The organism is Streptomyces sp. 7-21 (assembly GCF_016741785.1).
Lineage (GTDB): Bacteria > Actinomycetota > Actinomycetes > Streptomycetales > Streptomycetaceae > Streptomyces.
In genome coordinates this window covers 176909-203705 of record NZ_JAERRL010000005.1, presented here as the reverse complement: position 1 = coordinate 203705, position 26797 = coordinate 176909, and the positions used below count along the sequence as shown (strand labels likewise).

Below are 26797 nucleotides of genomic sequence, written 5' to 3'. Positions count from 1 at the left end.
GGGCAGCGGGCGGTCAGCGGTAGTCGGCGGGGTCCACGTCCCGGCCCTCGTACACGGCCGCCGACAGGTACCCCCAGCAGTCCGGCTGCGACCCGTCCGTGTCGGTGAAGCCGTACTCGCGCGCCAGCTGCGCGCTGCTGAGCGACTTCCCGTTCCAGCGGGCCACGTCCGGGTCGGCCGCCAGCGCCGCCACGCCCCGCGCCACGTAGGCCGGGGACTCGGAGATGGCGAAGTGCGGGTCCTTCTTCACCCCCTCGCGCCAGTTCTCCTCGGTGACCTTGAAGTGCGTGTCGAGCATCGCCTCGGACCGCAGCCAGCCGGGCGTGACGCACACGGCCGTGCACCCCTTGGGCTTCAGCTCCTGCCCCAGCGCGAACGCCATCCGGATCGGCGCGTACTTGGCGAGGTCGTAGTAGAAGTGCTCGCGGTAGCGCGCGTTGGACTCGGCGGTGCCGTCCGTGATCTCCACCAGCAGGCCGCCCGGCCGCCGGATAAGCAGCGGCAGGGCGAAGTGGCTGGTGATGATGTGGCTCTCCACGCCCAGCCGCAGCATCCGCAGCCCCTGCTCCAGCGGGATGTCCCACATCGCGGTGGTGAACCCGACGTCGAGCAGGTGGTCGGCGCCCCACAGATCGTTGACGAGGATGTCCAGGCGCCCGCGCTCGGCATCGATGCGCGCCACGAGCGCCTTCACCTGCTCGGGCTCCAGATGGTCGGTGGGCACGGCGATGCCTTCGCCGCCCGCCGCCGTCACCAGCTCGGCCGTCTCCTCGATGGTCTCCGTGGCGCGCCCGACCTCGCTGACGCTGGTCCGGGTGGTGCGCCCGGTGACGTAGACCGTCGCCCCGGCGTACCCGAGCTCGACGGCCATGGCGCGTCCCGCGCCGCGCGTCGCCCCGGCGACCAGGGCGGTCTTCCCGGCGAGTGCCGTCGGTGAGGTGCTGCGCTTGTCCACGCGTGTTCCCTTCCGTTCGTGTCTCGGTTCGCCACGACCTTGGCAGCCAAACCCGACACCTTCTGTCGCCTTTTTTTCGTGTCGGGGACACGTGCGCGGCGGGTTCACGGCCCTGGGTGACGGGTACGGGGGCTGCGGGCGGCGGACCGGCGGCGCTGGCCGGCGCCCGCGCGCGGCTGCCGGGCACGTTTCCGGGCCGGACGCTGGCAGGATGACGCCCGTGAACGACTCCGCCGTGAACGCCCCCGGAAACGATGCCCCTGCCGCTCGCCAGCGCGTCGCCGTCACCGGCTCGTCCGGGCTCGTCGGCTCCGCCCTGGTCCGGGCGCTGCGCGCCGACGGCCACCAGGTGGTGCGGCTGGTGCGGCGCGCGCCCGCGGCCGAGGACGAGGCGCGCTGGGATCCCAGCGGCCGGGAGCAGGAGGTCAACGCCGCCGCGCTCGCCGGCTGCGACGCCGTGGTGCACCTGGCGGGCGCGGGCGTCGCCGAGCGGCGCTGGACCGCTGCCTACAAGCGGACGCTGCGCGACAGCCGGGTGCTGGGGACGGCCGCCGTGGCCGCCGCGATCGCCTCGCTGGACGCGCCGCCGCGGACGTTCGTGTGCGGCAGCGCCATCGGCTACTACGGCGATACCGGCGACCGGCCCGTGGACGAGGACGCTCCGGCGGGCACGGGCTTTCTGGCCGAGGTGTGCCAGGACTGGGAGGCGGCGGCCGGTCCCGCCCGCGAGGCGGGGGTGCGCACGGTCCTCGCGCGCACCGGCCTGGTGGTGGCGCGGTCGGGCGGGGCGTGGGGGCCGCTGTTCCCCGTCTTCCGCGCCGGGCTCGGCGGGCGGCTGGGCAGCGGGCGGCAGTACTGGAGCTTCATCTCGCTGCGGGACCACGTCGCGGCGCTGCGGTTCCTGCTGCGCGAGGACTGCCCGCTGTCCGGGCCGGTGAACCTCACCGGTCCCGAGCCGGTGACCAACCGCGAGGTGACGCGGGCGATGGGGCGGGTGCTGCGACGCCCGGCCGTCTTCGCGGTACCGGCGCCGGTGCTGCGCCTGGTGCTGGGCGAGTTCGCCGGGGACGTGCTCGGCAGCCAGCGGGTGCTGCCGGGTCGGCTGCTGGCGGCAGGCTTCTCCTTCGCCCATCCGGGCATCGAGGAGGCCCTGCGGGCGGCGCTGGCCGAGCCCCGCTAGGTGCCCGCCGGCCGCTCCTGGCGGCCGGCGGGCCGCGCGTGCGTCGTGCTCTGGCGTGCCTCTCTCCCCGGTGTGTGCGCCGTCGACGGGGCGGCCGTGGCGCTGAGAAGGTCCTTGCTGGCCGCGTTTCCCGCGACCCGAGCGGGCATCAGTTCGAAGGGCCTACCGGCCCTGGCTTCCGCCGCTCGGACGCACCGACCGCCTCACCAGGAGGGCACGTGCCACGCACCCGAACGCCCCGCAGGGACAGCGACAACGACAGCGACGTCATCGTCATCGGGGCCGGCCCGGCCGGACTCGCCGCCGCCCATCACCTGGGTGCCGCCGGGCTTACGGTGACCGTTCTCGAAGCAGCCGGAACGATCGGGGGCCGCCTGGCCACCGCGCACCAGGACGGCTTCCGGCTGGACCGTTCCAGTCCGATCCTGCCCCCCGGCCATCCCGAACTCGCCCGGCTCCCCTCACCGCTGCCGCTGCGGCCGCTGAGCGGCGGGGTGCTGCTGACCGGCCTGCCCGGACGCGGCCGCAGCGGCACGCCGGGGGCGCTCCGCCCGCTGCTGGCGCTGCTGCGGGGCGAACCGGAGGAGACCGCCGGCCCGGGCGGCGGCGTCAGCCTGCCCGCCGGGGGCGCGGCGGCGCTCACCAGCGTGCTGCTGCACGGCGAGCGCGGGCGCGTCCGGATACGCACCGGCGTGCGCGCCGAGTCGGTCGCCACCACCGCCGTCGTCACGCGGGAGCACGGCACGTTCCGCTGCCGCGCCGTCGTGCTCGCCACGGGGGCGCGCGAGGCGGCGCGGCTGCTGCCCGGCGTGCGGGTGCCCGAGCACCGGCCCGCGACCGTGCTGCACCACGCCGCGGCCGTGCCGCCAGGCGCGGCCCCGGCCGTGCTCGTGGACGGCGCGGCGCGCGGGCCGCTGGCGTACACGCTGGTCGCCTCGGCGGCCGATCCCGAGCGCGCGCCCTCGGGGCGGGCCCTGGTCACCTCCGTTGCGCTCGGCCCGCACGCCTGCGAGCCCGTCGACGTGCTGGACAAGGCGGCGCGCACCCAGCTCACCGAGCTGTACGACGTCCCGGCCGACGACTGGGAGCTGCTGGCCGCGTACCACGACCCGCGCGCCGTCCCGGTGACGCCGCGGCCGTTCCCCGGGGTGCGGCGCACCCGGCTGCTCGACGGCCTGTACGTGTGCGGCGACCACCGCGACGTGCCGGGCCTGGTCGGCGACCTGGCCTCGGCGCGCCGGGCGGCCGCCGACCTGCTGGCCGACGCCGGGCTGCGGCCCCGGCTCCCGGCGGGGGCGGCGGCCGGCTGACGCGCCGCGGCCCCGGGGCAGGGCTCAGGCGAGCGCCGCGACCCGGTCGCGGTAGCCGCGCACGGCCGCGGTGTCCCGGTACGGCTCCAGGCGGCGCTCGAAGTCCTGGATGTACTCGTGGGCGCGTGCCGAACGCATCTCGCTGGCCTGCTGCGCCGCCTCGGCCGCCAGCTCGCACGCCTGCTCCAGATCGCCCAGGCCCAGCCGCGCGCACGCCAGCACCATGCGGCAGAACAGCCGGCTGCGGGCGTACTCCGGGCTGCGCAGCTGGAGCGAGCGCTCGGCGTGCCGGGCGGCGGCGCGGTACTGCTTGAGGTCGCGGTGGCAGTGCCCCAGCTCGTCGGCGAGCTGCGCCTCGTCGAAGAACCGCGCCCAGTGCGGCACCTCCTCGGCCGGGCGCTCGGCCTCCAGCGCGCGCTCGGCCCTGGCGAGCGCGGCGGTGCAGGAGCGGACCTCGCCGAGCAGCGCGTGCCCGCGCGCCTCGACGGCGTGGAGCAGCGCCTGCACCGGGGGCGCGGCGGAGCTGGCCGTGCCCTGCTGGGCGACCCGGGCGAGCTGCACCGCCTCCCGGCCGTGGCCCAGGTAGACCGCCTGGCGGCTCATCGACACCAGCACGTAGCTGCCGTAGGGCCGGTCGCCGGCCGCCTGGGCCAGCCGCAGCGCCTGCACGAAGTACCGCTGGGCCAGGCCGTGGGCGGCGATGTCGTAGGCGGTCCAGCCGGCGAGGCGGGTCAGCTCGGCGGCCGCGGAGAACAGCCGCCGCCCGGTCTGCTCGCCGTAGGTGCCGCGCAGCATGGGCTCCAGCTCGTGCTCGAGGTAGCGCACGAGCGCCTGGCGCGCGTGGCCGCCGCCGTACCTCTGGTCCAGCGTCCGGAACAGATCGGCAACGGAGCGCAGCGCCGCGATATCGCCCGCGGTAACCCGCTGCCCGGGCCCGCGTTCGATCCGGTCGGCACGCTCGGCGGGGCGGGTGCCCGGCCGTCCGGACTGCGGGCTCCCCTGGCCCCCCGGTGCGCCTGGTGCTCCCGGCGCCGGGGCGGCGCCGGGCTGGCCGCGCTGCCCCGGGCGCAGCTGCCTGACGGTGGCGGACGGCTGCCCTGGGCGGGCGGCCGTGCCGCGCGTCTGCTCGGGCACCCGGGGGGCGGGACCGGGCGGCTCACCGCGGGCGACCCGCTCGTCGGGGCGTCCGATGAGCCAGTCGCGGCTGGGGACGACGAGACCAGCGGGAGTGAAGGCGATCTTGCGGAGCTCGGCCAGGCTGCCGGAGTCCTTGCGCCAGAGCCCGGAGACGATGTCCACCGCCTCGGCGGGGCTGGCGGCGAACTCAAGCCCCGCGTACACGGGTGCGCACGCCTCCAGACCGAGGTCCTGGGCGGACAGGCGGCGGCCCAGGCGGCGGGTGAAGACCTCGGCGATGAGGGCCGGTGTAGTGCCGCGCGGGCGCTGGCCGCGCAGCCAGCGGGTGACCGAGGTCTTGTCGTAGCGCAGATCGAGACCGTGTTCGAGGCCGAGCTGGTCGACACGCCGGGCCAGCCCGGCGTGTGAAAATCCCGCCTCGGCGATCAGCGCGGCGAGCTGGCGGTTGGGAGTGCGGTGGGGGGACGAGGCGGACTGCGGAGAGGACGAGCCTCGGGGACGTTCCGTGGACATCGGCGGTGCGGTCTCCTGCCTTGCGGCTTGTGGCTGGAACGGCGCGAATGTAACGGTCCAGCTCCAGTTATTCGCCGCCTCCGGCGAGGATTCATCCGTATGTGTGAGTGCACGCCTGAGCAGGTCAGGAGCGTGGAAGGGGTAGGCGGAACGCCCCTGCGAGGCAGTCGTACAGTGGTTCGCAGGGTCTTCGAGAGGATGCCGCCGTGAGCGAGCTGCGCTTTGTCCACCTGGGCTTCGGAGACGAGGCCGTCGAGTACCACGCGGCGTGGCAGGAGCAGCGCCGGGTCCACACCGCGCGTTTCGCAGACGAGATCCCGGACACCTGCCTGCTGCTGGAGCATCCCCCGGTCTACACGGCGGGCCGCCGGACCGAGGACAGCGAGCGGCCGCTGGACGGCACCCCGGTGGTGGACGTGGACCGCGGCGGCAAGATCACCTGGCACGGCCCGGGCCAGCTCGTCGGCTACCCGATCATGAAGCTGCCGCGCCCGGTCGACGTGGTCGCCCACGTGCGGCGCCTGGAGGAGGCGGTGATCCGCACCTGCGCCGAGTTCGGCCTGGAGACCACGCGGGTGGAGGGCCGCAGCGGCGTGTGGGTGCTGGGCGACGCCAGCGGCGGGAACGCGCCCACGGGCGGCCTGAAGCTGGACTTCGACCCCCGGCTGAACGACGAGGAGTACGACCCGCGCCTGTCCGGGCCCGAGTACGCGCCGTCGAACGCCGGGCAGCGCGGCGAGGACCGCAAGCTGTGCTCGATCGGCATCCGGGTCGCCAAGGGCGTGACCATGCACGGTTTCGCGCTCAACTGCTGTCCGGACACGACCTGGTTTGACCGGATCGTGCCCTGCGGGATCCGGGACGCCGGGGTGACGTCGCTCTCCGAGGAGCTGGGCAGGAAGGTCACCGTCGAGGAGGTCGTCCCCGTCATCGAGAAGCACCTGACGGCGGTGATGGAGTCGGCGACGCTCCTGCCCCGCGCCGTCTGACCGGCATAAGCAAAGGCGTACGCTGGGGTTCGCCGAAGAATCGAAAGTGTAGGGAGCCGGACGTGTCCGCTGTCGCACCCGAAGGCCGGAAGCTGCTGCGGCTGGAGGTCCGCAACAGCCAGACCCCGATCGAGCGGAAGCCCGAGTGGATCAAGACCCGGGCGGTGATGGGCCCCGAGTACCGCGACCTCCAGGGGCTGGTGAAGCGTGAGGGGCTGCACACGGTCTGCCAGGAGGCGGGCTGTCCCAACATCTTCGAGTGCTGGGAGGACCGCGAGGCGACGTTCCTCGTCGGCGGTGAGCAGTGCACGCGGCGCTGCGACTTCTGCCTGATCGACACCGGCAAGCCCGCCGAGCTGGACCGCGACGAGCCGCGCCGCGTCGCGGAGTCCGTGCGGCAGATGGGCCTGCGGTACGCGACGGTCACCGGCGTCGCGCGCGACGACCTCCCGGACGGCGGTGCGTGGCTGTACGCGGAGACCGTGCGGCAGATCCACGGCCTGATGCCGGGCACCGGCGTGGAGCTGCTGATCCCGGACTTCAACGGCGACCCGGCGCTGCTGGGCGAGGTCTTCGACGCGCGCCCGGAGGTGCTGGCGCACAACGTCGAGACGGTGCCGCGGATCTTCAAGCGCATCCGCCCGGCGTTCCGCTACGAGCGGTCGCTTGAGGTGCTGACCCGGGCCCGCGAGGCCGGCCTGGTCACCAAGTCGAACCTGATCCTCGGCATGGGCGAGACCCGCGAGGAGATCAGCCAGGCCCTGCGTGACCTGCACGGCGCCGGCTGCGAGCTGATCACGATCACGCAGTACCTGCGGCCCAGCGTGCGCCACCACCCGGTGGAGCGCTGGGTGAAGCCGCAGGAGTTCGTTGAGCTGCGCGAGGAGGCCGAGGAGATCGGCTTCGCGGGCGTCATGTCCGGCCCGCTGGTGCGCTCGTCCTACCGCGCCGGGCGGCTGTACCAGCAGGCCATCGCCCGCCGCGAGGCCGGGCAGGCGGCGTAAGGGCGGCAGCGGCCTTCAGACCGCACCGGGCCCGGGAGCGGGCGCCGGTGCGGGGCCGCGCGCCCCGGCCGGGCGCCCGTGCGGGTGACCTGCGTAGACTTGACCGCATGGCGCGGAAGGAAAAGGAACAGGTTTCCGAGAACCCAGGCCGGCTGAAGCAGATCGGCCTGACCTACCAGATGACGAAGCGGGCCGACCGCTGGATCGGCCTGGTTCTCGCCATCGTGGGCCTGGGCACCTTCGGCGTGATCCTCGGCCTCGGCTTCCTGATCGGGCACCCCATCTACCTCGGCATCCTGGGTGTGCTGGTGGCGCTGCTGACGACGGCGATCGTCTTCGGCCGCCGCGCCGAGCGGGCTGCCTTCAGCCAGATGGAGGGCAAGCCGGGCGCAGCCGCGGCCGTGCTGGAGAACATGCGGCGCGGCGTGGTCTTCACCCCCGCCGTGAAGGTCAACCGCAACCAGGACGTGGTCCACCGCGCGGTCGGCAAGTACGGCATCGTGCTGGTCGGCGAGGGCAACCCCAACCGCCTCAAGGGCATGATCGCCGATGAGAAGCGCCGCATGAACCGTGTCGTCTCGGATGTGCCGGTGCACGACATCATCGTCGGCACGGGCGAGGGCCAGGTCGAGCTGAAGAAGCTGCGCACGAAGATCCTGAAGTACCCCAAGGTGCTGTCGGGGCCGCGCGTGACCGAGGTGAACGACCGGCTGCGCGCCATGGGCGACCTGATGAACAACCTTCCGCTGCCGAAGGGCCCGATGCCGAAGGGCATGCGCCTGCCGAAGGGGAACGTGCAGCGCCGGGGCCGCTGAAAAAGCCCGCACCACCAAGCCACCGCCCCTCGCGCGCCGCGCGAGGGGCTTTCTCTCTCCCGGCTGCTTCTCGGCTGCTCCCGGCTGCTCTGGGCCTTTCCCGGCGTTTCTCCGCGCTTCTTCCCGCTTTCTCGCCCGCGGGTCCTCCGCGGGTCACGCGGGCGGCGCCGGGGGCTCAGGCGCGGACCTGCACGGCGTGTGTGAGGCGGTCGTGCAGCCCCCGCGAGTCGCGGTCCCAGATGAGCGGCGGAATGGCCAGCGCCAGCAGCACCGACCGCATCGCGGCCCGCAGGAACGGCAGCCGCCCGCCGCCGAGCGCCACCACCCGCAGCCCGAGCAGCCGCTTGCCGGGCGTCATCCCGATCGTGCCGACGGTCAGGATCGCCATGATCACGAAGACCAGCAGCGTCCAGTTGCTGATCGAAGCCGGGTCGTCCTGGTTGGCGAGCAGACCGTATGCGATCAGCATGCACAGGCCCCAGTCGATGAACAGGGCGGCCACCCGCCGTCCGAGCGGCGCGATTGCCCCCGTTCCCTCCTCGGGGAGGCCGAGCCGCTCCCCCCGGTAACCGAAGTCCACGCCCATGTCCTGGGCCGCCGCGCGGGGCCCGGAGAGCCACGAGCCGATCGCCTGCCTCTTGTCCACGCCCTCCACGGTAACGGAGCCGTTCCCCCGGCCGGCGGCCCGGTCGTGCCGGGAACATCCCCCCGCTCCCGGTTAACGTCAGCGAAACAATCGGGTCATGCCGGAGAAATGGCGCGTCTCTAGGGTCGGCCCCGGCAGACCCACGTGCTGGGCCTCTCCCCGAGCTGCACATTTCCCGCCGCCTCCGGCGGGCCTAGGAGGACATCGGATGTTCCAGAACGCCGACGAGATCAACAAGTACATCGCGGACAACGACGTCAAATTCATTGACGTTCGCTTCTGCGATCTGCCGGGCATCATGCAGCACCTCACGGTGCCGGTCGAGGCCTTCGACCCGGCGGGGAGCCTGATGTTCGACGGATCGTCGATCCGCGGCTTCCAGGCCATCCACGAGTCCGACATGGCGCTGGTTCCCGACCTGTCCACCGCGCGGCTCGACCCGTTCCGCAAGGACAAGACGCTCAACATCAACTTCTTCATCCACGACCCGGTCACCGGCGAGGAGTACAGCCGTGACCCGCGGAACGTCGCGAAGAAGGCCGAGGCCTACCTGGCCTCCTCGGGGATCGCCGACACCGCGTACTTCGGCCCGGAGGCGGAGTTCTACGTCTTCGACGACGTCCGTTTCGAGACCCGCTCCAACGCGGGGTACTACTACATCGACTCCGAGGCGGGCGCCTGGAACACCGGTGCTATCGAGGAGGGCGGCAACCGGGGCTACAAGGTCCGGTACAAGGGCGGCTACTTCCCGGCTCCCCCGGTCGACCACTTCGCCGACCTGCGTGCCGAGATCACGCTCGAACTGATCAAGGCCGGTCTGAAGGTGGAGCGCCAGCACCACGAGGTGGGCACCGCCGGCCAGGCCGAGATCAACTACCAGTACAACACGCTGCTGGCCGCCGCCGACGACCTGATGCTGTTCAAGTACATCGTCAAGAACGTCGCCTGGCGCAACGGCAAGACCGCCACCTTCATGCCGAAGCCGATCTTCGGCGACAACGGCAGCGGCATGCACTGCCACCAGTCGCTGTGGCAGGGCGGCAACCCGCTCTTCTACGACGAGCAGGGCTACGCGGGCCTGTCCGACATCGCGCGGTACTACATCGGCGGCATCCTCAAGCACGCGCCCTCGCTGTGCGCGTTCACCAACCCGACGGTGAACTCCTACCACCGCCTGGTGCCCGGCTTCGAGGCCCCGGTCAACCTGGTCTACTCGCAGCGCAACCGCTCCGCCGCGCTGCGCATCCCGATCACCGGTTCCAACGCCAAGGCCAAGCGCATCGAGTTCCGCGCGCCCGACCCCTCGGCCAACCCGTACCTGGCGTTCTCCGCGATGCTGCTCGCGGGCCTCGACGGCATCAAGAACAAGATCGAGCCCGCCGAGCCGATCGACAAGGACCTCTACGAGCTGGCCCCCGAGGAGCACGCCGAGGTCGCGCAGATCCCGGCGTCCCTGCCGGCCGTGCTCGACGCCCTGGAGGCCGACAACGAGTACCTCCAGGCGGGCGGCGTCTTCACCGAGGACCTGATCGAGACCTGGATCGACTTCAAGCGCGAGAAGGAGATCGCGCCGATGGCCCAGCGTCCGCACCCGCACGAGTTCGAGCTGTACTTCGACGTGTGAGCCGCCCCGCGCCCGCGGCAGCGGCCCGCGCGTGACACGGCCCCGGTTCCGGCCCGCCCGGTACCGGGGCCGTTTCCGTCGCGCACGCGCACCACGGACCGCGGGGCCGGTCCCGCCCGCCGTGTGCCCCGCGGGACCGGGCCGGACAGCGGCTGAGGTGGCCCGAAGTCCTGTCCCGGGGGGCCTGGATTTTCCCTCGGTGCCGTCCGGCATGCTGGACGGCATTGGTGTCGTGACGTGAGGAAACTCCGCTCCCGGCCCTGGCAGGGCGGCTTGGCTTCCGGGGACCGCCACCCCGGTGCAGCCCCGCGGCAGACCCCTCACTCCCGTGATCGGATCGTGACTGAACTTTTCCGGCGCTCCGCGACTCCAACAGGAGTGATGGGCATGGCGGACAACGGCGGGAGAGCACGTGCGCGGCGACGGGGAGTTCTTCGAGTACGCGCGCGCCCGTCAGCGCTGGCTCTATCAGACCGCCGTGCTGCTGTGCGGCGACCCGCACCGCGCCCACGACCTGGTGCGCAGTACGCTGACCCGGCTGCTGCGGCGCTGGCGCCGCGTCACGCGGGCGGACAGCGTGAATGCCTACGCCCGCGCCGTGCTGACGCGCCGTTATCTCGCGGAGCAGCGCTGGGGGCGGTACCGCCGCCCGGCCGCGCCCTTCGAGGCGCCCTTCGAGGCGCCCTTCCCGGCGCCCGGCGATCCTCAGCCGCGGGTGGTGCTGTTCGCCGCCCTGGCCGAACTCGCGCCCCGGGTCCGGGCGATGGTCGTGCTCCGCTACCGGGAGGAGCTGAGCGTGGCGGAGGTGGCGGAGCTGCTGCGGTGCGGCGAGGGCGAGGTGGCCCGCGCCTGCTCGCGGGCGCTCGTCCAGCTGCCGCGACCGGCTCCAGAACGCCCGGCTGCTCGCGGGGCGGGCCGGGTGAGCGCCCCGCCCGCTGGCATGCCGGGCCGGCAGCCGTGGCCGGAACTGTCCAGACGCGGGCTCCCGGCCGGCCACGCCCGGAGACCAGTGCGGCACGGCGGCGCTCGCCGCTGGCCGGGGACGGCGGCCCGTGCCCGCTGACCTCCCCGGGAAGGCGCGCCCCGATCCCCGCCGCCGCTGGAACGCCCGTGGCGGCACCCCATCCGCACCCGCCCCACGCGGCTCCCGCACGGACATCCGCGTGCGCACCGGAAGGACGAACCCCCCATGACGACACACCACCCCCGTGGCCGCTCCCGGGGCAGGCACTCCCGGAAGTCCCGGATACGGGTCCCGGGGATACTCGCCGCGGCCCTCGGCCTGCTGGCGGTCGCGTTCTTCGCGGCGCGGCACCTGATGCCGGACGATTACCCGGAGGACAGCCCGCCGTCGGCGTCCGCCACCACCACGCCCGACCAGGATCCGGTGGCCGACGAGTTCGAGGCGGCGATCGAGGAACCCGTCGGCGAGGACACCGGAGACGACGAAGACGCGGACGACGGCAGCGACGACGGCGAGGGCGACGGCTCCGGAAGGGACGAGGAGTCCGGGCTCCCGGAGTCCGGTCCCGGCACGTTCCAGACGGCCCCCGGCGGCCTGGACCCCGTCGGCGGCGATGAGGTGTGGCGCTACCAGCTCCAGATCGAGGACGGCCTCGGCCTGGACCTGGCGGAGACGGCGGCCGAGGTGCACGCGATCCTCGGCCACGAGCGGGGCTGGACGGCCGACGGGTCCACCGGCTTCCGGCTCGTCGGGCCGGATGAGCCGGCCGACTTCATGGTGCGCATCGCGACGCCCGGCACCGTGGACGACATCTGCGGCCAGTACGGGCTGGACACCGGCGGCGAGGTCAACTGCCGGGTCGGCGAGTCTGTCATGGTCAACCTCAAGCGCTGGATGACCGGTTCGCCGGAGTTCTCCGGACCGGTCGAGGAGTACCGCGCGCTCATCATCAACCACGAGGTCGGCCACTTCCTCGGCCACGGCCACGAGGGCTGCCCCGGCCCCGGCGCCCCGGCTCCGGCGATGATGCAGCAGATCAAGGGGCTGGACGGCTGCGTGGCCAATGCCTGGCCCTACGACGAGAACGGCGAGTACCTCTCCGGGCCCGCCGTGCCGTGACCCGCTCCCCCGCCCCGGCCGCGGCGGGGCCCGGCCGTCAGTCGTCCTCGACGTCCACGCCGTAGTCGCGGGCGAGGGTGGCCAGGCCGTGGTCGTAGCCGAGGCCGAGAATCCGCAGGCGCCAGCCGGCGTTCCTGCGGTAGAACTCCGCCAGCAGCAGCGTGCGTTCGGTGGTGGCGGCGTCCAGCGTGGCCTGCGCCTGCTGGCGCTGGGCACCGCCGACGAGGGCGAGTTCGATGGCGCCGACCTCGCCGAAGGCGGCGGTGCCGTCGATCGCGGCGGCCACGACCAGGCGCGAGGTGGCCGGCGGGAGGGCGCTCAGGTCGGCGGTGACGGCCTGCTCGGTCGGGCCGTCCGTGGTGAGCTGCACCGCGCCGTCCGGGGTCTCGGGCGCGCCGTAGAAGACGAAGTCCTCGTCGCGGGTGACCTGTTCGTCGGCGTCCAGCAGGAACGCGACGACGTCCACCTCGCACGAGGTGTGCTGCGCCCAGGAGACGGCCAGCGTCCAGCGGCCGCCGGGCAGGTCGGTCACCCCGCCGCGCGGCAGCACGACGGGCGCGGGCCCGGGAGGCGGCCCGGCCGGCCCGGACGGCGCGGCCGGCCCGGACGGCGTGGTGTCCAGCCCGGCGAGCCAGGCGGCGTCGTGCACCGGCAGCGCGAGGGCGGTGACGCGGGCCAGGCGGCGGTCGTTCTCGCCCCCGGGGAGCAGCAGGACGTCAGTGACGCTGGCGGAGAGGTTCACGGCCGCGGCGCCGCCGAGCCCGGCGATCCGCCGCCGCGCCGAGGCCGCCGCCTCGTGGGTGCCGCCGAGCACGAGCACGCGGCGGCCGCCCAGCGGGCCGTCGCCGTCGCGGGCCACGGCGATGCGGCGGCGCGGGTCCTCGCCGGCCGGGGGCGCGGCGGGGGCGCGGGTTCCGGCGGGCTGGCGGGGCCGCGGAATGCCGGGGCGGACGTCGTCGAGCAGCCGCAGGAACGTCTCCTCGTCGATGACGGGCACGCCCTCCGCCCGGGCGCGGCGGGCCTTCGCGGTGCCGGACTCCGGGTCGTTGGTGACCAGGACGCTGGTGTGGCGGCTGACGGCGCTCATGACGTGCAGCCCGGCGCCGACGGCGCGGGCGACGAGTTCGGTGCGCGGCGTGGCGGACTCGCCGGTGAGGACGATCTTCATGCCCTGCACCAGCGGTCCGCCGGGCCGCATGCGGCCCGGATTGCGGTAGGCGCAGGTCGCACGGGCCGAACGCGGCGCGGCGGCCGCGGGGGTGTTCCGGGGCGGGCAGGCGACCAGCGGCAGGCCGAGGCCGAACCGCTGGGCTTCGGCGAGGGAGGCGCGCAGCACGCCGGCGAGGACGCGGACGTCGTCCTCGGCGTCGTGGGGGCGCAGCTGCTCGATGCCGTAGTGGGCTGCCAGGGTGCCCAGGCGCAGGTCCTCGGTGGCGGGGCCGATGCGGCGGTTGAGGGCGAGCGTGCACAGCCGGCGGGTGACCGGCAGGGTCCGTCCCAGGCGGGCGAACTCGCTGGCAAGGAAGTCGTAGTCGAACTGCGCGTTGTGGGCGACCATGACCCGGCCCTCGAGCATGCCCGCGATCCGGTCGGCGACCTGGTCGAACGTCGGCGCGCCGGCGAGCCGTTCGCGGGTCAGGCCGTGGATGTGGACCGGTCCGGGGTCGCAGCCGGGGTTGAGCAGGGTGGCGAAGGAGTCGGTCTGCCTGCCGTCCGGACCGACGACGGCGAGGGCGACGGACAGCACGCGGTGCTGGCCCGGCCGCAGTCCCGAGGTCTCGACGTCGACGAGCGCCCATTCGAAGGAGTAGCCAGGTCCGCTCGTCAGGGCGTCGGCGGGGGTTGCCAGGCTCATGCGGGCAAGAATGCCGCAGCCCGTACGCCCGCTCAACTTCCGGTGCGTGCCCGTCCGCAGGGCCGCGGGCGGGCGCGGGCGGCGCGGGTCACGGGTGCGGCGGTGACGCCTGTGGCGGCATCACGGCCGCTGAGCTGACGCGGAAGGCAGGGCGGCCCTCGCGTTCCCCCAGACTGACGTGGTGTCACGCCGGCGCGCTTGTTCTCGGACGGGAGCAGGGCCTGGCCGTGCTGGCGGCGCTGCTGCCCTGCCCGGTCGCGCCTGCCCGGCGAGGACGTTGCGGGTGCCGGTGCCGCGGGGCTGCGCGGCATCCGGCTGTCCGCCGGCCGGGGCGGGGCGCTCCGCGGACTGCTCCAGAGCCCGGCTGCGCCGTGCGGTGGCGGCGGGCGGGCGGAACGGGCGGACGCCGGGAGACGGCTGGCACGGCAGCCGGCAGACCTGCTTCTCCGGTGTTCCCGCCGCGCACGGGGCGGGCGCACACCCGGCCCCGTGCGCGGCCGAACCCGGGGCGGGCCCCTGATCTCCCGTCCCGGAACCACGCCCACGCGAGGCCGCTCGCCTGGCCGTCCCGCGCGTGTTCCCCGCTCCTTCCCGGGCGAAACCAGACCGGCCGCGTTCTGCCGTGTTCGGCCGCGCGGCGGCGGGTACCCGGGTGGTTCCACGCGAAGGAACGCGAGGTGAACGCCATGCAGCAACGAGGCAGTGACCGGCTCAGCCCCCTGCGTGACGACGAGATGAAGCACGAGCTTGAGGGCATGCTTCGCTCCGACCACGCCACGCGCGCCGAGGAATGGCGCGACCCGGAGCCGTCCGCCGAGGACGATCCGGAGCCGGACCTGGGCCCGCCCCCCGAACCGGGCTCGCCTCGCGCCCGCGAGGAGCGGGACGAGGAGTTCCGCTTCGATCTCGCCCGCCATCTGCGGCGGACGGTCTTCCCGGCGGCGCGTGAGGACCTGCTGCGGCTGCTGGACGAGACCCACGCCCCCGGCTATCTCACCGAGGCGGTGCGCCAGCTTCCGCCGGATGTCCGCTACGACAACGTGCAGCACGTGGCCAGGGCGCTCGGGCGCCAGCCGCGGGCCTGACCGCGCGCCCCGCCGCACCGGGCAGCCGTCCGGTGCGGCGGCCCGCCGGAAAGGGGTTGACACCTGGCGCACCCACACCATTGACTGAGTCAATGACCGAGTCAACGGAACTCGCGGACGCGGTGGAGCGGGTACGGGAGTTCAACCGCGGCTACACCCGCCTCATCGGCGCCCTCGACTACGAGCACCGCCTGGGCACGCCCTACTCGCTGCCGCAGGCGCGCGTGCTGTACGAACTCGCCAGGTACGAGGAGACGCCGCTGGCCCGCCTGCGCGGCGACCTCGGCATGGACCCCGGGCAGCTCAGCCGGCTGCTCAGCCAGGCCGAGGCCGACGGCCTGGTCACGCGGCGGCGCGACCCCGGGGACTCGCGCCGCCAGATCGTCCGGCTCACCCCGGCCGGCCGGGAGGCCGCCGCCCTGCTGGAGCGCAGGTCGCAGGAGGCGACGGGCGCGCTCCTCGACCCCCTCAGCGACGCCGACCGGACCCGCCTGCTCGCCGCCCTCCGCACCGTCTCCAGCCTGCTGGGCCTCACGCCGCGGCCCACCAGTTTCCGGCTGCGGCCGCCGGGACCCGGCGACCTCGGCTGGGTAATCCAGCGTCACGGTGCGCTGTATACGGCCGAGTACGGCTGGAACGAGGCATTCGAGGCGCTCGTGGCCGACGTCGTCGCCCGCTACGCCCGCCACCGCGATCCCGCGCGCGAGGCCGCGTGGATCGCCGAACTGGCCGGCGAGCCCGTCGGCTGCGTCTTCTGCGTGGCCGAGGAGCCCGCCGGCAAGGAGGAGAACGGCCAGGAGAGCCCCACGGCGCGGCTGCGGCTGCTGCTCGTCGAGCCGCACGCCCGGGGCCTGGGCATCGGGCGGGCGCTCGCCGAGGAGTGCGTCGCCTTCGCCCGCCGGGCCGGCTACCGGCGGGTGGTGCTGTGGACCAACGAGGTGCTGGCCTCCGCCCGCCGGATCTACCAGGACCTCGGCTTCACCCTCACGGCGAGCGCGCCGCACGAGCGGTTCGGCCGCCCTGAGACCGGGCAGGACTGGGAGCTGGTGCTGTGAGGGCCGCGCCCGGCGCGGGGGCGGCGCGGGTCAGTCCAGCGCCGCCTCGACCGCCGCGAGGATCTGGGTGACCCGCAGCCCGAACCGCACGTCGCACGGGTGCGGCTGGCCGGTGCGCACGGACTCCAGCAGCGCGTCGATGGCGCGCGTGAACGGCACGACCGGGCCGCCGCTGCCGCGCTCGGGCAGCGTGGAGACGCCCGCGCTGCCCCGCAGTTCGGCGGCGACCCCGGCGGCCTGCGGCGGGACCGTGTGGCTGACCGTGATGGTGCTCTGGGCGCCGGACTCGTGGCGCAGCACGAAGCTGACCGTGTCGCCCGGCCCGCGTGCCGCCCGCACCGCGCCGGGCTCCAGCGAGACATCGCCGAGCGGCGGCAGCAGCACGGACAGGGCGTGCGGCCCGGTGTCCCACAGCGCGCCCTTCTCGCGCCGCCACGGCGAGGCCGCGTACGGCGAGTCGGCGCCCCCGAAGACCGGCGAGAGCCACTCGGCGCGGCCGGTCAGCCAGCCCTCGGTGGCGCTCTGCGCCGCCACCCACGCCGCGGTGTCCTTGGTGAACCGCAGCGTGAAGAAGACCACCGACGCCACGCCCGCGTCCGCCACCGCCTCGGCGAGGTCCCGCGCGGCGGGCACCGTCGTGGCCACCGGCTTGTCCAGCAGCAGGTGCTTGCCGGCCGCGGCGGCCCGCACGGCCAGCGGCGCCTGCACGTCGGGCGGCAGCGCGATCGCCACCGCGTCACAGTCCTCGAACAGGGCCTCGGGGCTGTCGTAGGGCCGGGTGCCCAGCGTCCGGGCCAGCTCCGCCGCGGCCTCGGCGCGGCGGCCCCAGACTCCGGCCAGTTCCGCCTCGGGGTGCTGGACGAGAGCCGGGCCGTGCGCCATGCGCGCCCACGGGCCGGTGCCGAACAGGCCGAATCTCATAGCCGCCGCCTTCCCTTCCCTGGTAGGTCCTGGCAGGCGCCTACCTTACGGGCGGCGGCCTCCCGGCCGGGCAGCAGGCGGCCGGAGAGCGAGTTCACAGCCGCGTTACAGCGGGGCAATGACCCAGACACGGCGGGTGGCGAGGGTACGGGCAGCGCAGCCAGTGCGCGACGCACCCGTGACGCACCCCGCGAGGATCCCGGAGGGCACGACCGTGAGCTACAAGGCCGAGTACATCTGGATCGACGGCACCGAGCCGACAGCGAAGCTGCGGTCCAAGACCAAGATCCTCGCGGACGGCACCGAGCCCCCGGTCTGGGGCTTCGACGGTTCCTCCACCAACCAGGCCGAGGGCCACTCCTCGGACTGCGTGCTCAAGCCGGTCGCCAGCTACCCCGACCCGATCCGGGGCGGCGACAACGTGCTGGTGCTGTGCGAGGTCTACAACACCGACGACTCGCCGCACCCCTCCAACACCCGCGCCGTGCTGCGCCCCGTCGTGGAGAAGCACGCCGCGCAGGAGCCGGTCTTCGGCATCGAGCAGGAGTACACGTTCTTCAAGGGCTCCCGGCCCCTCGGCTTCCCCGAGGGCGGCTACCCCGAGCCCCAGGGCGGCTACTACTGCGGCGTCGGCGCCGACGAGATCCACGGCCGCGAGATCGTCGAGGCGCACCTGGACAACTGCCTGGCCGCCGGCCTGTCGATCTCCGGCATCAACGCCGAGGTGATGCCCGGCCAGTGGGAGTTCCAGGTCGGCCCGCTGCCGCCGCTGGAGGTCTCCGACCAGCTGTGGGTCGCGCGGTGGCTGCTGTACCGCACGGCCGAGGACTTCGGCGTCTCCGCCACGCTGACGCCCAAGCCGGTCAAGGGTGACTGGAACGGCGCGGGCGCGCACACCAACTTCTCGACCAAGGCGATGCGCGAGGGCTACGACGCGATCATCGCCGCCTGCGACGCCCTCGGCAAGGAGGGCAAGCCGCTGGAGCACGTGCGGAACTACGGCGTGGGTGTCGAGGACCGCCTCACCGGCGCCCACGAGACCGCGCCGTGGGACACGTTCAGCTACGGCGTCTCCGACCGCGGTGCCTCGGTCCGCATCCCGTGGCAGGTCGAGCGGGACAAGAAGGGCTACATCGAGGACCGCCGCCCCAACGCCAACTGCGACCCGTACGTGGTCACCCGCCTGCTCACCGACACCGTGTGCACCGAGCTCGCGGCCTCGGGACTGGCCTGAGCCCTGGCCCGTCCCCCGCGACGTCTCCCCGGCCGCGGCCAGCAGCTCGGGCGCGGTCCGGGGAGGCTTGCCGCGAAGGCGCCCGCGCCGGCGGGCGCCTTCGCCGTGCCCGGAAGTGCCCTGCCCGTGGCCGGCGGGGGTGTAGGTGAGTACACCCCCGGTCCGGGTGCCGCCCTCCTCACCCGCCGCCCTCGGTCCGTGAGACCGTAAACGCCTGCGAGGCCGCGACGGCCGAGGGACGGAGGACCGGCACAGGCATGATGAAGGCTTTGAAAGTACTGGGCATTGATGAGCGGCAGGCGCGCGCCTCGCTGCTGGCCACCGCTCAGTCGCTGCTGCTGATACTGCTCAGCGTGGGGGTCTCCCTCGTACTGTTCATCCTTTTCGTGCTGTCGCTGGCGTTCATCCTGCTGGGCATCGGGCTGTTCACCACGCCCGTGATCGCCGACGCCGTGCGGGCGCACGCCAACCAGCGGCGGCTGTTCGCCCGCGACTGGAGCGGCGTGACGATCCCCGCCGCGTACCAGCCGTTCCCGCACCGCCACCGCGCCGGCATCGCCGGGCAGGTGGAGCGCACGGTGTGGCTGCTGCGGGACACCGCGACCTGGCGGGACTTCGGCTGGCTGCTCACGGACGCGGTCGCCGGCTTCCTCACCGGGATGATGCCGTTCGTGCTGATCGGCTACGCCGCGTTCGGCCTGCTGCTGCCGACGGGCCTGTGGGTGCCGATCGTTGAGGCCACCGGCACGTACTTCTTCTGCTTCGTGCCCGTCAACAGCTGGTTTACGGCGCTGCTGGCGGCCGGCCTGAGCGCGGTGATGATCGTGCTCGGCCTGCGGTTCAACCCGGTGCTGCTGCGGCTGCACTTCCTGCTGACGCGGGCACTGATCGGCGCCTCGCAGAAGGAGCTGCTGGCACAGCGGGTGGCGCGGCTGACCGAGACCCGGCACGACGCGCTGGACAACTCGGCCGCCGAACTGCGGCGGATCGAGCGGGACCTGCACGACGGCGCCCAGGCGCGGCTGGTGGCCATGGGCATGAGCCTGGGCACGATCGAGTCGCTGATCGAGTCCGACCCGGAGCAGGCCAGGAAGCTGCTGGCACAGGCACGGGAGAACTCCCAGGCGGCACTGACCGAGCTGCGGGACCTGGTGCGCGGCATCCACCCGCCGGTGCTGGCCGAGCGGGGCCTGGCCGACGCCGCCCGCGCGCTGGCGCTGCGGATGCCGCTGCCGGTGGAGGTGGACGCGGAGCTGCCGGGGCGGCTGGAGGAAGCCGTGGAGTCCGCCGCGTACTTCGCGGTCAGCGAGGTGCTCACCAACGTCGCCAAGCACTCGGGCGCCCAGCAGGCGTGGCTGGACATGTACTACAGCGCGGAGGACGCGACGCTGCGGATCGCGGTGACCGACAACGGGCGCGGCGGCGCCACCATGGACGGCGGGACCGGGCTGCGCGGCATCGAGCGCCGCCTCGGCCCGTTCGACGGCGTGATCGCCGTGAGCAGCCCGAAAGGCGGGCCGACGATGGTGACGATCGAGATCCCCTGCACACCGCTCAGCTGACGGCCTGCCAGTAGCCGACCAGGTCGGTGTAGAGCGGGCTGGTGGCCAGGAGTTCCTCGTGGCGCCCGGCGCGCAGGCGGGCGCCGTCGAGCACGAGCACGCGCTCGGCGCGGAGCGCGGAGCTGATGCGGTGGGCGATCACGACGAGGGTGCCCTCGCGGCGTGCGAAGGCGTTCTCGACGCGCTCCTCCGTCGCCGGATCGAGGTGGCAGGTGGCCTCGTCGAGGATGACGACGCGGGCGGGCGAGGCGTAGACACGGGCCAGCGTCAGCAGCTGCCGCTCGCCCGCCGAGAGCGCGCCGGGCCCGGCGAGCGGGGCATCGTAGCCGCCCAGGCGGTGCAGCAGCGGGCCGAGGCCGAGCGCGGCCACGGCGCGGTCGAGGTCGGCGTCGCCGGCACCCGGCGCCAGGTAGGCGAGGTTCTCCCGGACGGTGCCGGCGAACACGTACGCCTCCTGCGGCACCAGCGCCACGGCGCGCCGCAGCCACGCCTGGTCGAGCCCCGGCAGCGCGGCCGAACCGAGCCGTACCTCGCCGCGCTCGGGGCGGGCCAGCCCGGCGAGGACCAGCGCCAGCGTCGACTTGCCGGTGCCGCTGGGGCCGACGAGGGCGACGTGCTCGCCCGGGGCCACGCGCAGCCGGACGCCGTCGAGCACGGGCGCGGCGTGCGGGCCGTACCGGAACGTCACGTCGTGGAGCGTCAGTGCGCAGCCGCGGGTGCGGCGGCCGCACGCCGGGGCCGGGTCCCCGCCGGGCTCCTCGCCGGATGCAGTATCGGCCCCGGCGACGGACCCGGTATCCCCTCCGGTGTCCGGTCCGGTGTCCGATCCGGTGTCAGCGCCGGCGTCAGATGCGGCGGTGCCGGGCGGCGGCGCGCCGTGCGCGGCGAGCCGGTGCAGCAGGGTCGCCAGCTCCAGGCCCAGGTTGCCGGCGGAGTGGACCAGCGCCTTCATGGCCGGCTCCAGCCCGGAGACCAGGTAGGTGGCCGCGCCCAGCAGCTCGCCGGCGGTGAGCGCGCCGCTGGAGACCAGGGACGGGGCGAGGAGCAGCAGGGCGGCCAGGGGCAGGCGCGTGCTGAGCGCGAGCACGGCAACGCGGGCGCCGCTCAGCCAGGCGACGGCGGCGGCGGCCCCGGCGTGGCGGCGCAGCGCCTGGTCCAGGTCGGCCTCGGCGCGGGCGGTGGCGGCGCAGGCGACGACATCCCGCATGCCCTCCAGGGTGCGGCCGCACTCCTCCGCCAGCTCCTCCTCGGCCCGCAGCGACGCCTCGTAGCGGCGCCGCCAGCGGCGCGAGAGCGGCACCAGGGCGGCGCAGGCCAGGGCGGCGGCGGGCAGGGTCACCAGGACCAGGACGGGCGCGAGATGCCACAGCCCGGCGACGGCGGCACCGGCGGCGAAGACCGTGGTGGACAGCGAGAGCAGCAGCACGGACAGGATCTGCCGCACCCGCTCGCTCTGGCTGGTGATCCGGGAGACCACGGCGGTGTCGGGCGGGCGTTCTCCGTGCACCGCGGCGTGCAGGCCGCCGCTGACGGCGCCGCGCAGCACGTGGTCGCGGACGGCCTCGACGAGGTCGGCCATGGGGCCGAACGCCTGCCGCGTGGCGTACGCCCCCAGCACCAGCGCGGCGCCGTAGCAGCCGAGCATGGCCAGCCCGAAGGCGGCGTCGCCGGCGAGGAAGCCGCGGTCAGCGGCGAGCGCGACCAGGCGTCCGGACAGCAGGACGGGCAGCGCGCCGAGCGCGGACCAGGCCGCCAGCCGCCACAGCGCGGCACGGTGAGCGGCCGCCACCGGCCGCAGCAGCCGCCAGCCGCCGCGGCCCGGCGCGCTCACCGCTGCTCCCCCGCGGCGGCGCCGGCCGGGTCGGCTGCCGGGTCGGCTGCCGGGTCGGCTCCGGGATCGTCAGCCAGGTGAAACGCAGCGCGGTAGGCGGGATCCCGCCGCAGCCGCGCGTGCGGGGCGAGCGCGCGCAGCGTGCCGCCGTCGAGCCAGGCGACGAGATCGGCGCGCGCCGCCGTGGCCGCGCGGTGGGCCACCACCAGCCGGGTGGTGCCGGCCAGGGCCCGGTCCAGGGCGGCGGTGATCTGCGCCTCGGTGGCGGTGTCCGTGCTGGAGGTGGCGTCGTCGAGCACGACCAGCCGGGCGTCGCGGCAGGCGGCCCTGGCCAGCCCCAGGCGCTGGAGTTCGCCGCCGGACAGGCGCAGGTCGCGCGGCGGCGTCGCCAGCCCGTCGGGCAGGGCACGCACCAGCTGGGCGGCGGCGCTGTCGCGCAGCGCGGCGTCGATCCGGGCGGCGGGCGGCGGGATGTCGGCGTAGCCGAGGGCGTCGCCGAGGGTGCGCCCCAGCAGGCGGGGGCGTTCGAAGGCGTAGGTGACGGCGCGGCGCAGGTCGCCGGGGCGGAGTGCGGACAGCGGCACGCCGTCGAGGCTGACGGTGCCCCGGTCCGGCCGCAGCAGCCCGCCGGCCACCTCCGTCAGCGTCGTCTTGCCCGCCCCGGAGGCGCCGACGACGGCGACGACGGCGCCGGGCGGCACGTCCATGCTGACGCCGGTGAGCACCGGGTGTCCCTCCCGGCTGACGTGGACGTCGCGCAGCGACAGGGCGCCGCCGCCGGCGGGCAGCGGGCGGTCGCCGGCCGGCGGCGGCGCAACGTGCAGCACCTCGCGCAGCCGGGCCGCCGAGCCGCGGGCACGGGCGTAGCGGGCGAGCCCGGCGGTCTGCGACAGCAGGCCCATGGCGCGGCCCAGGTAGGCCTGGGCGGCGAGGAGTTCGCCGGGGGTGATCCGCCCGGTCATCACGCCGTGCCCGGCGACGGCCAGCACGGCGACCTCCATGACGGGCATCACCAGGCCAACCTGCCAGCCCGCGCGGCGCTGGGCGTCCCAGAAGCCGTGCCCGCTGGCCCGCAGCTGGGGCAGGGGCGCCAGGATGCGTGCGGTCTCGCGCCGGGCAGTGCCGCTGGCGCGGATGGTCCGGGCCCCGCGCAGCGCGTCCACGAACCGGGCGGTCAGGCCCGCCAGCAGCCGCTGGTACTCGGTAGTGGCCTGGCCGACGCGGCGGACGAGCCAGCGCAGCAGCCACCACATCAGGGGAGCCCCGGCGAGGAACAGCAGGCCGAGGCGGACGTCGATGACGAACAGCGCGACCAGTCCGCCCACGGAGGTGGCCACCGACGCCGCGAGGCCGACGAGGACGGGGGCGGCGGTGGCCGCGCCCCTGGTCGACTCCAGGGTGCGGCTGAGCAGGTCGCCGGTCCCGAACCGCCGCTGCCCGGCCACGCCGAGCCGGAACACGTGGCCCAGCACGGCGCGGCGCAGCACGAACGCGCCGTGGACGCCCGCCCGGTTCTCCAGCACCTCCCGGCCGATCTCGCAGCCGGTCGCGAGCGCCAGCACGCCGAGCACGCCCAGCGTCACCGCCGCGTCCGTCCGGCCCGCCAGGGCGGCGTCGACCGCCATGGCCAGCGCCGCGGGCAGGGCAAGCCGGGCGACCGGGTCGGCGAGTCCCACCACCGCGAGCGCGGCGCCGTACCGGCCGGAGGCGCGGACGGGCCCGGCAGTGGCCGCCATGGGTGCACCTCCTCGTCGGTGTCTGTGCGGGTGTCTGTGCCTGTGTCTGTGCGGGCCGGTTGCGGTTCCGGTGGGGCTCCGGTGCGGTGCGCGGGTGCGGCGGGCGCACGCTGGCCGCGCGCCCGCCGCACCGTTCAGCCGCTGGTCACCGGGCCGCTTCCAGCCCGGGCGCGGGACTCAGACCCAGTAGTCCCACGGCACGACGACCTCTTCCCAGATCGGCTCGCCGCCGCGGCCGGTCTCCTTGTCGAAGTCGCCCAGCTCGACCAGGGCAGGGGCCTCGTACTGCTCCATGGCGTTCTCCTCTCATCCCGGGCGCCGCATGGCGCCCTTTCCTTCCTGTTTCCTTCCTGACCGGACCGGCTGGTCCGGCCAAGTCCGTTGCGGGGCCCGCGTCGCCGGGCTCTCCCGCGCCGCCGGTCAGCCCTGGGCGGTGACGCCGCAGAGCCGCTTGTAGAACGTGTCGTCGAGGTACTCGTCGACCATCCGGCCCTCGGCCTCGATCCAGGCGTGGCCGGCGAACGGCGGCGCCGCGACGACGCCGGCGCACCAGTCGGGCCACACGCCCCGCGCCCGGCACAGCAGTACGGCCGCCAGCGAGCGGGGCAGGCAGGCGTTCTTGCCGCAGCAGCGGACGCTGACCGTCAGGACGGCGTCGCGGGCCCACTTGGCCTGCCGGTAGGTGGCGGGCCTGCTGCCCGGCCGGATCCGGGTGAGGACGCGGCAGATCTCCTCGGGCGGGCGCTTGGCCAGCACCCGGGCCAGGCCGACGGCCGTCCGCGCCAGCAGCTGGTCCCTCGGCCCGATGCGGAGCCTGCGGTCGGGGACGACGCCGACGGTCATGACGCCACCAGCCCGGCCTCGCGCAGCCGCGCCAGCAGCGCGGTGACGTCCTCGCGCGCCCGGTCGGCGCCGATGCCGTAGCGCTCGGTCAGCGCCCGCACGGCGCCGTCCACGCCGGTGCCGTCCTGGAACGCCTGGAGCAGCAGGGCACCCGCCGGGTTGAGCTGCCAGTACTTGCCGCGGCGCTGGTCCAGCAGGACGGCGCCGTACTCGGTGTCGACGGTGCTCACGCCGTCACGCAGCCGAAGGCTCATCGGCTTCCCTTCCTGTGGCCGGCACGCCCGCCAGGGGCGTGGTCGTGGGCCGAACCGGCGCGAACATCGCGCAGTTCAGCGTGGTGTCGAGGTCCCGTACGTACATCCAGCGGTCCTTGGGGAAGGCGTGCTCGGTGAGCACGGCCATGTCGATGACGCCGAGCTGCCGCAGGGCTGAGCCCTCGCACAGCTCCACCAGTTCCTGCCGGTGCCGTTGCAGTCCGCGCACCGACTGGGCCGCTCCCCCGGTCTTCCGTGTCCGGATCAGGAAGTCGTCCGGCAGCAGGCCGCGCATGGCCTCGCGCATCAGCGGCTTGAACTCCAGTGGCGAGACGCGCTCTTCGCGGCGCACGGCCAGGCAGGCCTCGACGACGCGGTCGTCGGACAGCGGCGTCTCGTAGTTCATGCCGAGCGTCGCGCCGAGCTGCTGCGTGCCGCGGGCGATGCGGGTGCCCTCGCGGATGGCGGCGAGTTCGGCGTGGGAGGCGATGTCGGGGCCGAGCGGTTGCAGGTCCCGCAGGATCTCGCGCAGCCGGGCGCGGGCCGCGCCGCGCGCCTCGGGCGTCACCCAGGCCGGCCAGTAGACGACGTGGTCCCAGTCCATGGTGACCTTCGGCAGCCGGGCCAGGCCGTCCCGCACCCCCGCGTGCAGCACCACGTCGGCGAACCACTGCCGGTAGTCGCGCCGGTCGCGCAGGCCGCCGAACGCCTCTTTGGTGCTGAGCCCTTCGAGCAGCTGGTGCTGGCGCAGCCGCCGCAGCGCGAGCAGCGGCCGGGTGCGGAAGAGGGTGTGCTCCCACTTCAGCCAGCCCGTCAGCGCCTCGTCGCCGCCCTGGCCGTTGAAGTAGATCCGGGTGCGGTGGCCGGCCGCGGCGCGCATCAGGTGCAGCAGCCGGGGCGCGGCGCGGTAGGCGTCGGAGGGGTCGTCGAGCGGGACCTGGGCGTCGCGCAGGCCGCCGTAGAAGCGGGGCATGTCGTCGGTGGAGGCGGTGTGGTGCTCCACCACGCGCGGCATCACCGGCAGAGCGCGCCGCGCCCAGATCAGGTCCTCGCCGCCGCCGGGGTCGCGGTTGTACACGGTGGTGGCGACGACGTCGGCCGGGCCCTGGGCGGCGAAGTAGGCGATCGGGGTGGAGTCGAAGCCGCCGGAGAGGTCGCAGTGCACCCGGTCGGCGTGGCGGGTGCGGGCGGCGACTGCCTCCCGCAGCGCCTCCCGCAGCCGGACGGCGCCCTGCGCGCGGCTCAGCCGGGGTTCGGGGCGCTGCCACCAGCGGGTGGTGCGCGCCGCCCGGGCCCCGGGGCCGAAGAGCACGCAGTCCTCGGGGGCGACAGGCTCGACGCCGCGCCACAGCGGCTGCTCCGCCAGGGGATGCGGCAGCTTGCGGAACAGCCGCAGCGTCAGGGACGTCTCGTCCAGCGGGTGGCCGCCGAGCGCGGCGAGCACGTCGGCCCGGTCGGAGGCGACGGTGACGCCGCCGACGCGGGCGTGGAAGACGCGGCGGACGCCCGCGGCGCTGCCCTGGGCCCGCACCGTGCCGCCCGCGACGGCGACCAGGTGGAACGAGCCGGGGAGGGCGTGCGCCAGGGCGTCGAGCCGCCCGACGTGCGTGGTGCGTTCGGCCTCGCGCCGCAGCCAGGTGTCGGTGGCGGACGACCAGCCCAGGACCGCGATCCGGGCGTCGCGCGCCTGGCCGACGGCGATCTGCTCGGCGGGCAGGTGGGCGATGAGCCACGGCCGTCCGGACGGGTGCGTCACGACACGCGTGGCCCCGGCGGCGGCCCGCTGGGCGACGCCGCGCGCCTCCTCCTGGTCGGGGAGGACGACAAAGTGCCACCTGGTCCCGGACTCCACAGCAGCTCCCTTGGCTCGTCGGCGGTTCCGCGTCGCATCCCACGGTCGCGGCCGGCCGTGGCACGGCCGTGGCACGGGCGTGGCACGGGCGTGGCATGGCGGTGGTGCGGGCGTGGCACGGCGGGAACGCCGCTGGTAGGAGCCGGTGCGGGCGCGGAGACCCCTCCCCGCCACCGTCGTTTTCACTGTTCGTGACCAGGCCGACACGTTGGATCGACCGGAGGTTCGATGACCTGCCTGTCACCGCTGCCCGGTGGACTGCCGCCCGGCCCGGCCGCTTCGGCTCCCCGTGCGGGCGGCCCGCCGCAAGGGT

At 74.8% G+C, this 26797-nt stretch carries 23 protein-coding genes; 12 read left to right on the top strand and 11 right to left on the bottom strand.

Features of this window, described 5'->3' with window-relative positions; all coding sequences use genetic code 11:
* Positions 1 to 13 precede the first annotated feature (13 nt).
* The gene (locus JK356_RS08470) at positions 14 to 955 is read right to left on the bottom strand and encodes an SDR family oxidoreductase (protein WP_201866960.1); all 942 of its coding nucleotides are present in this window, start codon (positions 953 to 955) and stop codon (positions 14 to 16) included.
* 211 nt (positions 956 to 1166) lie between these two features.
* Between JK356_RS08470 and JK356_RS08465 the strand changes: the two genes are divergently transcribed.
* Complete coding sequence (locus tag JK356_RS08465) at positions 1167 to 2135, top strand: TIGR01777 family oxidoreductase (protein ID WP_201866959.1); 969 nt, start codon at positions 1167 to 1169, stop codon at positions 2133 to 2135.
* Between the two features lie 218 nt (positions 2136 to 2353).
* On the top strand, positions 2354 to 3445 hold the full coding sequence (locus JK356_RS08460) for an FAD-dependent oxidoreductase (RefSeq protein ID WP_307815475.1): 1092 nt from the start codon (positions 2354 to 2356) through the stop codon (positions 3443 to 3445).
* A gap of 24 nt (positions 3446 to 3469) precedes the next feature.
* On the opposite strand, the gene JK356_RS08455 is transcribed toward JK356_RS08460, so the two are convergent.
* The gene (locus JK356_RS08455) at positions 3470 to 5095 is read right to left on the bottom strand and encodes a regulator (RefSeq protein ID WP_201866958.1); all 1626 of its coding nucleotides are present in this window, start codon (positions 5093 to 5095) and stop codon (positions 3470 to 3472) included.
* Positions 5096 to 5301: 206 nt separating this feature from the next.
* Here JK356_RS08455 and lipB point away from each other — a divergent pair, with 206 nt between their 5' ends.
* The 3 genes from lipB (at position 5302) to JK356_RS08440 (ending at position 7903) form a co-directional block, all read left to right on the top strand.
* The gene (gene lipB, locus JK356_RS08450) at positions 5302 to 6084 is read left to right on the top strand and encodes a lipoyl(octanoyl) transferase LipB (RefSeq protein WP_201866957.1); all 783 of its coding nucleotides are present in this window, start codon (positions 5302 to 5304) and stop codon (positions 6082 to 6084) included.
* Between the two features lie 62 nt (positions 6085 to 6146).
* Entirely contained in the window at positions 6147 to 7088 is a 942-nt protein-coding gene (gene lipA, locus JK356_RS08445) for a lipoyl synthase (protein ID WP_201866956.1), read from the top strand.
* Positions 7089 to 7195: 107 nt separating this feature from the next.
* Positions 7196 to 7903 (top strand): DUF4191 domain-containing protein, encoded by a 708-nt coding sequence (locus JK356_RS08440; RefSeq protein WP_201866955.1) that lies wholly within the window; start codon positions 7196 to 7198, stop codon positions 7901 to 7903.
* Between the two features lie 175 nt (positions 7904 to 8078).
* Here the strand turns inward: JK356_RS08440 and JK356_RS08435 are convergent, their stop codons facing one another.
* Complete coding sequence (locus tag JK356_RS08435) at positions 8079 to 8549, bottom strand: RDD family protein (protein ID WP_201866954.1); 471 nt, start codon at positions 8547 to 8549, stop codon at positions 8079 to 8081.
* A gap of 208 nt (positions 8550 to 8757) precedes the next feature.
* Here JK356_RS08435 and glnA point away from each other — a divergent pair, with 208 nt between their 5' ends.
* From glnA to JK356_RS08420, 3 genes are all read left to right on the top strand, one after another.
* Positions 8758 to 10173, top strand: a complete 1416-nt coding sequence (gene glnA / locus JK356_RS08430; protein WP_201866953.1) for a type I glutamate--ammonia ligase — start codon at positions 8758 to 8760, stop codon at positions 10171 to 10173.
* A 412-nt stretch (positions 10174 to 10585) separates the two neighbouring features.
* Complete coding sequence (locus tag JK356_RS08425) at positions 10586 to 11236, top strand: sigma factor-like helix-turn-helix DNA-binding protein (RefSeq protein WP_201866952.1); 651 nt, start codon at positions 10586 to 10588, stop codon at positions 11234 to 11236.
* A 126-nt stretch (positions 11237 to 11362) separates the two neighbouring features.
* Positions 11363 to 12256: a DUF3152 domain-containing protein gene (locus JK356_RS08420; protein ID WP_201866951.1), complete on the top strand. Its 894-nt coding sequence runs from the start codon at positions 11363 to 11365 to the stop codon at positions 12254 to 12256.
* A 37-nt stretch (positions 12257 to 12293) separates the two neighbouring features.
* Here the strand turns inward: JK356_RS08420 and JK356_RS08415 are convergent, their stop codons facing one another.
* Positions 12294 to 14111 carry a DEDDh family exonuclease gene (locus JK356_RS08415; protein ID WP_201866950.1) on the bottom strand — a complete coding sequence of 606 codons (1818 nt, stop codon included), beginning with the start codon at positions 14109 to 14111 and terminating at the stop codon, positions 12294 to 12296.
* A gap of 686 nt (positions 14112 to 14797) precedes the next feature.
* Here JK356_RS08415 and JK356_RS08410 point away from each other — a divergent pair.
* Positions 14798 to 15196 (top strand): DUF2795 domain-containing protein, encoded by a 399-nt coding sequence (locus JK356_RS08410; protein WP_201866949.1) that lies wholly within the window; start codon positions 14798 to 14800, stop codon positions 15194 to 15196.
* Positions 15197 to 15288: 92 nt separating this feature from the next.
* Complete coding sequence (locus JK356_RS08405) at positions 15289 to 16251, top strand: helix-turn-helix domain-containing GNAT family N-acetyltransferase (RefSeq protein WP_201866948.1); 963 nt, start codon at positions 15289 to 15291, stop codon at positions 16249 to 16251.
* A gap of 30 nt (positions 16252 to 16281) precedes the next feature.
* On the opposite strand, the gene JK356_RS08400 is transcribed toward JK356_RS08405, so the two are convergent.
* Positions 16282 to 17172: a Gfo/Idh/MocA family protein gene (locus JK356_RS08400; RefSeq protein ID WP_201866947.1), complete on the bottom strand. Its 891-nt coding sequence runs from the start codon at positions 17170 to 17172 to the stop codon at positions 16282 to 16284.
* A 214-nt stretch (positions 17173 to 17386) separates the two neighbouring features.
* Here JK356_RS08400 and glnII point away from each other — a divergent pair, with 214 nt between their 5' ends.
* Together glnII and JK356_RS08390 are read left to right on the top strand one after the other, a co-directional pair.
* Positions 17387 to 18406, top strand: coding sequence for a glutamine synthetase (gene glnII, locus JK356_RS08395; protein ID WP_201866946.1), 1020 nt, complete (start codon positions 17387 to 17389; stop codon positions 18404 to 18406).
* 257 nt (positions 18407 to 18663) lie between these two features.
* Positions 18664 to 19968 (top strand): sensor histidine kinase, encoded by a 1305-nt coding sequence (locus JK356_RS08390; RefSeq protein WP_236670964.1) that lies wholly within the window; start codon positions 18664 to 18666, stop codon positions 19966 to 19968.
* On the opposite strand, the gene JK356_RS08385 is transcribed toward JK356_RS08390, so the two are convergent.
* The 6 genes from JK356_RS08385 to JK356_RS08360 form a co-directional block, all read right to left on the bottom strand.
* Positions 19961 to 21799 carry an ABC transporter ATP-binding protein gene (locus JK356_RS08385; RefSeq protein WP_201866945.1) on the bottom strand — a complete coding sequence of 613 codons (1839 nt, stop codon included), beginning with the start codon at positions 21797 to 21799 and terminating at the stop codon, positions 19961 to 19963. The genes JK356_RS08390 and JK356_RS08385 overlap by 8 nt on opposite strands.
* The gene (locus JK356_RS08380) at positions 21796 to 23535 is read right to left on the bottom strand and encodes an ABC transporter ATP-binding protein (protein ID WP_201866944.1); all 1740 of its coding nucleotides are present in this window, start codon (positions 23533 to 23535) and stop codon (positions 21796 to 21798) included. The genes JK356_RS08385 and JK356_RS08380 overlap by 4 nt, the downstream gene beginning before the upstream one ends.
* A gap of 177 nt (positions 23536 to 23712) precedes the next feature.
* Positions 23713 to 23829 (bottom strand): keywimysin-related RiPP, encoded by a 117-nt coding sequence (locus JK356_RS08375; protein WP_201866943.1) that lies wholly within the window; start codon positions 23827 to 23829, stop codon positions 23713 to 23715.
* A gap of 126 nt (positions 23830 to 23955) precedes the next feature.
* Positions 23956 to 24378 carry a lasso peptide biosynthesis B2 protein gene (locus JK356_RS08370; protein WP_201866942.1) on the bottom strand — a complete coding sequence of 141 codons (423 nt, stop codon included), beginning with the start codon at positions 24376 to 24378 and terminating at the stop codon, positions 23956 to 23958.
* On the bottom strand, positions 24375 to 24632 hold the full coding sequence (locus tag JK356_RS08365) for a lasso peptide biosynthesis PqqD family chaperone (protein WP_201866941.1): 258 nt from the start codon (positions 24630 to 24632) through the stop codon (positions 24375 to 24377). Before JK356_RS08365 ends, JK356_RS08370 begins: the two co-directional genes overlap by 4 nt.
* Positions 24613 to 26484 (bottom strand): asparagine synthase, encoded by a 1872-nt coding sequence (locus JK356_RS08360; protein ID WP_201866940.1) that lies wholly within the window; start codon positions 26482 to 26484, stop codon positions 24613 to 24615. The genes JK356_RS08365 and JK356_RS08360 overlap by 20 nt, the downstream gene beginning before the upstream one ends.
* Positions 26485 to 26797 lie beyond the last annotated feature (313 nt).